Here is a 6,411-nt window from a genome sequence, read left to right as displayed (position 1 = left end):
GAAAAGCCTCTGCTTCAAAATGTTCCCACTTGGCGTTGCAGCGATCCCAAATCGCTTTCCTACGTGTTGGACAATCTATCCGAACTTGTCGTGAAAGAAGTGCACGGGTCTGGCGGCTACGGGATGCTGATCGGCCCGACTGCCAGCAAGAAAGAGATTTCGGCTTTCCGCGACAAGCTCAAAGCGCGGCCAGCGAACTATATTGCTCAGCCAACGCTGTCACTTTCGACGGTTCCGATTTTCGCACGTTCAGGGCTGGCCCCCAGACATGTTGACTTGCGGCCATTCGTTTTGGTGTCACCCGAGGGGATCAAAATTACACCCGGCGGCTTGACCCGCGTAGCGCTGAAGAAAGGCTCACTGGTCGTAAACTCGAGCCAGGGCGGCGGGACCAAAGACACCTGGGTTCTGGAGGACTGACCATGCTGGGAAAAACTGCTGGCGGGTTGTTCTGGATGTCCCGATACCTGGAGCGCGCGGAAAACACGGCCAGGCTGCTGGAAACAGGTCAAAGGATGGCGTTGACCCGGACAAAGAACTCTGCCGAGGAATGGGGTTCGGTTCTGAAAACGGCCGGAGTTCTGGATGGATACCACGTCAAGTACGATGAAATTTCAAAAGACAATGCTGTGGATTGGGTGCTGCGGGATGCGGATAATCCATCCTCAATCAAATCGGTTATCAAGCAGGCACGCGACAACGCGCGCCTTGTTCGAACGGCACTGACCCACGATGTGTGGAGTGCCGTAAACGCGACTTGGATGCAGGTTGACGAGGTCATGAAGCGCCGCGTGAACGAGCGGGATTTGCCGGCGACGCTGGAGCTTATTCGCCAGCAGGCGGCTCTGGTGCGCGGCGCCACCTTGGGGACCATGCTACGCAATGACATTTTCGACTTCACCCGCATTGGCACGTTTGTCGAGCGGGCCGACAATACCGGGCGCATTCTGGACGTGAAATATTATGTTCTTCTGCCCACAGCCTTCTCGGTCGGCTCGTCACTGGACAACATCCAATGGGAAAGCATCCTCCGATCTGTCGGCGCTGGTGGAGGGTATCGGATGACCCATGGTGAGAAAACACGACCGTCAGATATCGCGCAATTTCTGATTTTGGATCAGCGGATGCCTCGCAGCCTTCACTTTTGCTGCAGAAAGATTCAAGAGAACCTGTCATACCTGAAGAAAGACTATGGCTTTGCCGGGCCTTCGTGCGAGGCGTCAAACGCTCTCTACGAGAAATACCTGGATCAGAAGATCTCGGATATCTTTGAATTCGGTCTTCACGAATATATTCAGGACTTTCTGACTGACCTCGGCAACTTGAGCCGTCAGATCGAGATTGATTACCGGTTCTACGAGTAGACAATGAAACTGCACATTCGACACGAGACACGATACGATTTCGACGCACCGGTTCCCTTCGGGTTGCAACAGCTGAGAAAGACACCAAAGTCCTTTCGCAATCAAAGCATTGAAAGTTGGAACACCGAAATCACCGGCGGGCGCAAAGAACTGAAGTTTGAAGACTATCACCGCAACACCGTGGAATTGGTCAGTTTCGACGCAAACACCCAAAGTATTTCGTTGATCTCTGAAGGCGTTGTTGAGGTGGAAGACACCCACGGCGTCTTGGGCCGTCACGAAGGGTCGACGCCATTGTGGCTGTTCAACAGGGGCACCCCCCAGACAACGCCGGGGAAAGGGGTTGCCGACCTGATAGCCGCGTTGCCCGAAGGCGAACCGCTGGAACAGATGCATGCTTTGTCCGAAAAAATTCGAGCTCAGGTCGCTTATGAAATTGGAAGTTCGCACCCGGGCTGGAGCGCCGAAGATGCCCTCAAAGCCGGGCGCGGCGTGTGTCAGGACCACACGCATATCTTCATTACATGTGCACGACAGATCGGAGTGCCAGCACGCTATGTATCGGGTTACTTGATGATGAACGAAACGGAACTGCAGGACGCGACCCATGCCTGGGCCGAAGTGCATTTGAACGGGCTTGGCTGGGTCGGGTTTGACGTTTCAAACGGGATCTCGCCTGACGATCGATACGTCCGCGTCGCAACCGGGCTGGACTATGCCCAAGCCGCACCGGTAATAGGGAACAGAATTGGGACAGCGGGCGAGCAATTGACAGTGCAGTTGCAGGTCGCACAGCAGTAACGGAGAATTTGATGACCTACGCTGTGGGCATGCAGCTGAATCGCGGGCTGGTGTTCATGTCCGATACGCGCACGAATGCAGGCGTGGACAATGTTTCGACCTTCAACAAGATGTTCAACTGGACAGTCGAAGGGGACCGGTCGATCACAATCCTAACGGCCGGAAACCTGGCCACTACTCAGGCGACGATAAGCCTTCTGGAAGAGCGTACAAAAGCCCCGGCAGATCGTTCCCCATCGATCTTGGAAGCACCGACAATGTTTCAGGTCGCGCAACTGGTCGCCGCGACGCTGAACGACGTAATCGAGGAGCATGCCCGGTCTGGCCAGCAAGCTGACGGCGCTTTTCACGCGACACTCATTCTGGGAGGCCAGATCAAAGGCGGCCCGTCTCGCCTGTTTCTGATCTACCCGGAAGGCAACTTTATCGAGGCCGGAGACGACACACCGTTCTTTCAGATCGGAGAGACAAAATATGGTCGCCCGATTCTTGTTCGCGCCTATGATCCGGAAATGAGCTTTCCGGAAACTGTCAAACTCTTGCTTGTCAGTTTCGACTCCACAATAAAGGCCAATTTGTCCGTCGGAGCTCCGCTTGACTTGCTTCTGTACAACGAAGACAGCCTTGAAAGTGGTACGCGGTCCAGGTTCGAACCCGACGATCACTACTTTCGCGCTATTTCAGAAGGATGGGGCGACGCGTTGAAATCTGCATTGTCCAAGCTTCCAGAGTACAATTAATCGGCAAAACTGGACGGTTGAACGTCTGCTAAATCAGCGACTTGCTTATTGCCTGACAGAATCTCGGTGCGGCCCGTACGAATGGCGGGTTCTATGCTGCGCCGCCGTGCCTCTGGTGATGCTCACGCGGCAAAATCTGTGCTGAGAACGCGCGTGGCGAGATAATCGAATTCACAGGTTGGGCTCTCTGCCGTTATAAGATGGTTTCTTCGAATGACGGGGTCTCATGCTGAGAGGTCTTTACTCGGTCGATTCCGTCAACTGCGCTAGCGTGGCTCAAGGGCGACAGGAAAGGCCACATAATCAACGCAGATTGGCGCGCTAATTGGGGGCCTACTTCGGCAGGATTCTTTTTTACACTTTTTTGAAGTAATTTACGTGAAAATTTTGGTGCGGGCGGTGGGACTCGAACCCACACGGGCATACGCCCTTCAGATTTTAAGTCTGATATGTCTACCATTCCATCACGCCCGCACGGCGCGGCCCATTTGGGCTATGCAGTTTCCTTACAATCACAACAGGATGAGAACAATGCGCTTTCATGCAGATGAGACGGGAAATGTGGCTAGCGGTCCAATCCCAAGCCACACACGCCTTTTTGCCCGACAAGGGAATTGCGCCGCCCCACTCCTTCGGAAAGGCTCACATGCCTAGCGCTTCTTTGTACATCTCCAACACCGCCTCTTCTTCGGCGATATCGTCCTTGTCGCGTTTGCGAAGCGCGATCACTTTGCGCATGACCTTGGTGTCGTAGCCCCGGGCTTTGGCTTCGGCCATGACTTCTTTCTGCTGTTCGGCCAGGTCCTTTTTCTCGGCATCCAGACGTTCGAACCGTTCGATGAACTGGCGCAGCTCGCCTGCGGTCACGCGATAGTTGGCGGCGGCCTGATCTTCGGTGATGTCTTCCATATGCGTCTCTCCCAGAGGCTGAAAATCTGATGCAAGATGCCGGATACAGTGCTGTCGCCCGGGTCGCAAGCACCCAATCCTCAGACGCACTTGTGCGACCTGATCCGATCCGTTAAGCGCGGGGTCAGTTCAAGATGAGATGTGGGGAACCATGTTTGAATTCATCACCTGGGGCGGAGCAGCCCTGTCCCTTGCCGGGCTTTGCGGCCTTGTCTGGTGTATTCTTCGCGTGATGAAAGCGCGCAAGGCCGGTTTGTCGGATGACGAATTGCGCGCGGTTGTTCAGGGCGTATTGCCCTGGAACCTGGCCTCTTTGTTCTTGTCTGTGCTTGGTTTGATGCTGGTCATCCTTGGGATATCCTTCGGATGACCGCCTGAGTCAGATCGGCAGGTTATCGAACTGCGCTTCCATCGCGTCTTCACACAAAGCCGCATCCAGTCGGCGCAATCGTGACGGCACGTGCATACCCTGCTGCCGCATACGATCGACAACCTTGCTCACACTCGGTTGCAGCGCCAACCGCGTGTCCAGACACGCGCCTTGTAGCTTTTGTTCAAGCTGTTCTGCTTCGGAATACAGATTAGTAGCTGTCATAACCATCCTCCCAAGTGTTGCCAGTATCCCTCATATAGGTAACGGGAATAAGACCCGAAGATATTAACCTGAATCTGTGCGGGATTTTGCTTGACGTAATCGTAATTTCGGCAATTCGGCGCAGATGGGTTAAAGTTTAAGCCATTTTAATCGAACCTGCCTTGACGGGCATCAAATTCAGATTGGCAGTTGTGTCACATTCCAAAATAAATATATGATGTATGCAACCGAAACGGAGGACAAAATGACGCCTACAGTGAAAGCGTTTTTCGACGATCAAACCTTTACGGTGTCCTACGTTGTTCACGAACCACAAGGGCGCGCCTGCGCCATTATCGACAGCGTTCTGGATTTTGATCATGCTTCGGGCCGGACGGCGACAACCTCTGCAAACCAGATCATCGACTATGTGCGCGCGCGCGACCTCAAGGTTGATTGGATTCTCGAAAGCCACGTTCACGCCGATCACCTATCTGCAGCCCCCTATCTGCAACAAGAGCTGGGCGGCAAGATCGGGATTGGAGCCCAGATCGTTACTATTCAGGAGACCTTCGGCAAGGTCTTCAATGAAGGGACCGAATTCCAGCGCGATGGCAGTCAGTTTGATGCGTTATTCTCGGAAGGCGACAGTTTCCACATCGGCCAGATGCGCGGAGACGTGCTGCACACCCCGGGTCACACGCCTGCCTGTCTGACCTATGTGATCGGCGACGCAGCCTTTGTGGGCGACACGCTGTTCATGCCCGATTTTGGAACAGCACGGTGCGATTTCCCCGGCGGCTCATCTGCGACCCTCTATGAGTCAATCCAGAAAATTCTGGCCCTGCCAGATGAGACGCGGATCTACGTAGGCCACGACTATAAGGCCCCGGGTCGTGACGAATACGCGTGGGAAACGACGGTGGGCGAGCAAAAGGCTCTGAATGTACACATCGGACAAGGCCGCAGCATCGAAGAGTTTGTGGAAATGCGCGACGCACGCGATGCGACGCTGGCCATGCCACGCCTGATCCTGCCTTCTTTGCAAGTCAATATGCGCGCAGGACAGATGCCCCCGGCAGATGAGGAAGGGGATGTCTTTCTAAAACTGCCGATCAACAAGCTCTGACTCGGGCGAATAAAGGGAAAGACCTCATGAATATAGAGTGGCTCATGGGCCTGTTCGGCGGTTTACTGATTGGTCTGGCCGGGGCGGTTTATCTGCTTGGCAATGGCCGGATCATGGGCGCAAGCGGCATCCTGGGCGGCCTTGTCGACGGCAGCGCCCGTGAGACGAAGGCTGAGAAGTTGGCCTTTGTTGCTGGCCTGATCGGTATGCCGTTTCTGTTGCGCCCGTTGATCGCACCAGAGGTTCAGACACATCTTACCAGCAACTTGGTCCTTGTCGTCATCGCCGGGTTACTGGTTGGCGTTGGCACACGCATCGCAAATGGCTGCACGTCTGGTCACGGGGTTTGCGGCATTTCCCGGTTTTCTCTGCGCGGGATCGTGGCGACCGTTTTCTATATTCTAGCCGGGGGCGTGACGCTCGTTCTTCTGCGTCACATGTTGGGCCTGATCTGATGCGCCTTTTCATTGCTTTACTTGCCGGATCACTCTTCGGTGCCGGATTGTTGATTTCAGGCATGACCGACACGACAAAGGTCCAAGGATGGCTGGATGTATTCGGCAACTGGGACCCGACTTTGGCCTTTGTGATGGGTGGGGCGATTTTGCCGATGCTGGTCGCGTGGCGTTTTACAGCAGGGCGCAAGGCGTTGACCGGAAACGAATTTCCACCCCCTGCAAAGCCGGAAGTTGATCGAAGATTGGTTGTAGGCTCTGTTCTGTTCGGAATGGGCTGGGGGTTGGTTGGGCTTTGCCCCGGACCGGCCATGGCGTCGCTGAGTTATGGCGGACTGGGCGGCGTTGCATTTCTGGTTGCGATGGCGGCAGGTATGTTCGTTGCCCCAACCTTTGGCGCGCAACTGGACAGAGCGGCGAACGCGGCCTAAGGAATTGG

At 54.9% G+C, this 6,411-nt stretch carries 10 protein-coding genes and 1 tRNA gene; 8 read left to right on the top strand and 3 right to left on the bottom strand.

The features are described 5' to 3' along the window. The 4 genes from AC2FNU_RS14475 to AC2FNU_RS14460 form a co-directional block, all read left to right on the top strand. The coding region (locus AC2FNU_RS14475) for a circularly permuted type 2 ATP-grasp protein (protein ID WP_496789693.1) at positions 1 to 420 on the top strand (420 nt) is incomplete at its 5' end. Positions 421 to 422: 2 nt separating this feature from the next. Beyond that, positions 423 to 1,364: an alpha-E domain-containing protein gene (locus AC2FNU_RS14470; protein WP_496789690.1), complete on the top strand. Its 942-nt coding sequence runs from the start codon at positions 423 to 425 to the stop codon at positions 1,362 to 1,364. Between the two features lie 3 nt (positions 1,365 to 1,367). Beyond that, complete coding sequence (locus tag AC2FNU_RS14465; RefSeq protein ID WP_496789686.1) at positions 1,368 to 2,165, top strand: transglutaminase family protein; 798 nt, start codon at positions 1,368 to 1,370, stop codon at positions 2,163 to 2,165. Between the two features lie 11 nt (positions 2,166 to 2,176). After that, complete coding sequence (locus tag AC2FNU_RS14460) at positions 2,177 to 2,905, top strand: proteasome-type protease (RefSeq protein WP_496789685.1); 729 nt, start codon at positions 2,177 to 2,179, stop codon at positions 2,903 to 2,905. Positions 2,906 to 3,293: 388 nt separating this feature from the next. On the opposite strand, the gene AC2FNU_RS14455 is transcribed toward AC2FNU_RS14460, so the two are convergent. Both AC2FNU_RS14455 and AC2FNU_RS14450 read right to left on the bottom strand, forming a co-directional pair. Next, positions 3,294 to 3,379, bottom strand: a tRNA-Leu gene (locus AC2FNU_RS14455). Between the two features lie 168 nt (positions 3,380 to 3,547). Next, positions 3,548 to 3,814 (bottom strand): DUF2312 domain-containing protein, encoded by a 267-nt coding sequence (locus AC2FNU_RS14450; protein WP_171177687.1) that lies wholly within the window; start codon positions 3,812 to 3,814, stop codon positions 3,548 to 3,550. Positions 3,815 to 3,965: 151 nt separating this feature from the next. Here AC2FNU_RS14450 and AC2FNU_RS14445 point away from each other — a divergent pair, with 151 nt between their 5' ends. Next, entirely contained in the window at positions 3,966 to 4,184 is a 219-nt protein-coding gene (locus tag AC2FNU_RS14445; RefSeq protein ID WP_496789681.1) for a hypothetical protein, read from the top strand. 9 nt (positions 4,185 to 4,193) lie between these two features. On the opposite strand, the gene AC2FNU_RS14440 is transcribed toward AC2FNU_RS14445, so the two are convergent. After that, a complete protein-coding gene (locus AC2FNU_RS14440) occupies positions 4,194 to 4,409 on the bottom strand; it encodes a hypothetical protein (RefSeq protein ID WP_171093981.1) in 216 nt (71 codons plus the stop codon). Positions 4,410 to 4,653: 244 nt separating this feature from the next. Between AC2FNU_RS14440 and AC2FNU_RS14435 the strand changes: the two genes are divergently transcribed. From AC2FNU_RS14435 to AC2FNU_RS14425, 3 genes are read left to right on the top strand one after another with little or no spacing between them, the layout of a single operon-like run. Next, entirely contained in the window at positions 4,654 to 5,517 is an 864-nt protein-coding gene (locus tag AC2FNU_RS14435) for an MBL fold metallo-hydrolase (protein ID WP_496789678.1), read from the top strand. Positions 5,518 to 5,543: 26 nt separating this feature from the next. Further along, positions 5,544 to 5,972, top strand: coding sequence for a YeeE/YedE family protein (locus AC2FNU_RS14430; protein WP_496789677.1), 429 nt, complete (start codon positions 5,544 to 5,546; stop codon positions 5,970 to 5,972). After that, entirely contained in the window at positions 5,972 to 6,403 is a 432-nt protein-coding gene (locus tag AC2FNU_RS14425; RefSeq protein ID WP_496789676.1) for a DUF6691 family protein, read from the top strand. The genes AC2FNU_RS14430 and AC2FNU_RS14425 overlap by 1 nt, the downstream gene beginning before the upstream one ends. Positions 6,404 to 6,411: the final 8 nt, after the last annotated feature.

It is taken from the genome of Ruegeria sp. BHSB064 (genome assembly GCF_059613205.1).
Note: the sequence above shows the minus strand (reverse complement) of the source record. Positions and strands in the feature narration are given on the sequence as shown.

Excerpts from the sequence above, each read along its gene's own strand:
- AC2FNU_RS14470 (WP_496789690.1), top strand. The coding sequence starts at position 423 with ATGCTGGGAAAAACTGCTGGCGGGTTGTTCTGGATGTCCCGATACCTG.
- AC2FNU_RS14465 (WP_496789686.1), top strand. The coding sequence starts at position 1,368 with ATGAAACTGCACATTCGACACGAGACACGATACGATTTCGACGCACCG.
- AC2FNU_RS14460 (WP_496789685.1), top strand. The coding sequence starts at position 2,177 with ATGACCTACGCTGTGGGCATGCAGCTGAATCGCGGGCTGGTGTTCATG.
- AC2FNU_RS14450 (WP_171177687.1), bottom strand. The coding sequence starts at position 3,814 with ATGGAAGACATCACCGAAGATCAGGCCGCCGCCAACTATCGCGTGACC.
- AC2FNU_RS14445 (WP_496789681.1), top strand. The coding sequence starts at position 3,966 with ATGTTTGAATTCATCACCTGGGGCGGAGCAGCCCTGTCCCTTGCCGGG.
- AC2FNU_RS14440 (WP_171093981.1), bottom strand. The coding sequence starts at position 4,409 with ATGACAGCTACTAATCTGTATTCCGAAGCAGAACAGCTTGAACAAAAG.
- AC2FNU_RS14435 (WP_496789678.1), top strand. The coding sequence starts at position 4,654 with ATGACGCCTACAGTGAAAGCGTTTTTCGACGATCAAACCTTTACGGTG.
- AC2FNU_RS14430 (WP_496789677.1), top strand. The coding sequence starts at position 5,544 with ATGAATATAGAGTGGCTCATGGGCCTGTTCGGCGGTTTACTGATTGGT.
- AC2FNU_RS14425 (WP_496789676.1), top strand. The coding sequence starts at position 5,972 with ATGCGCCTTTTCATTGCTTTACTTGCCGGATCACTCTTCGGTGCCGGA.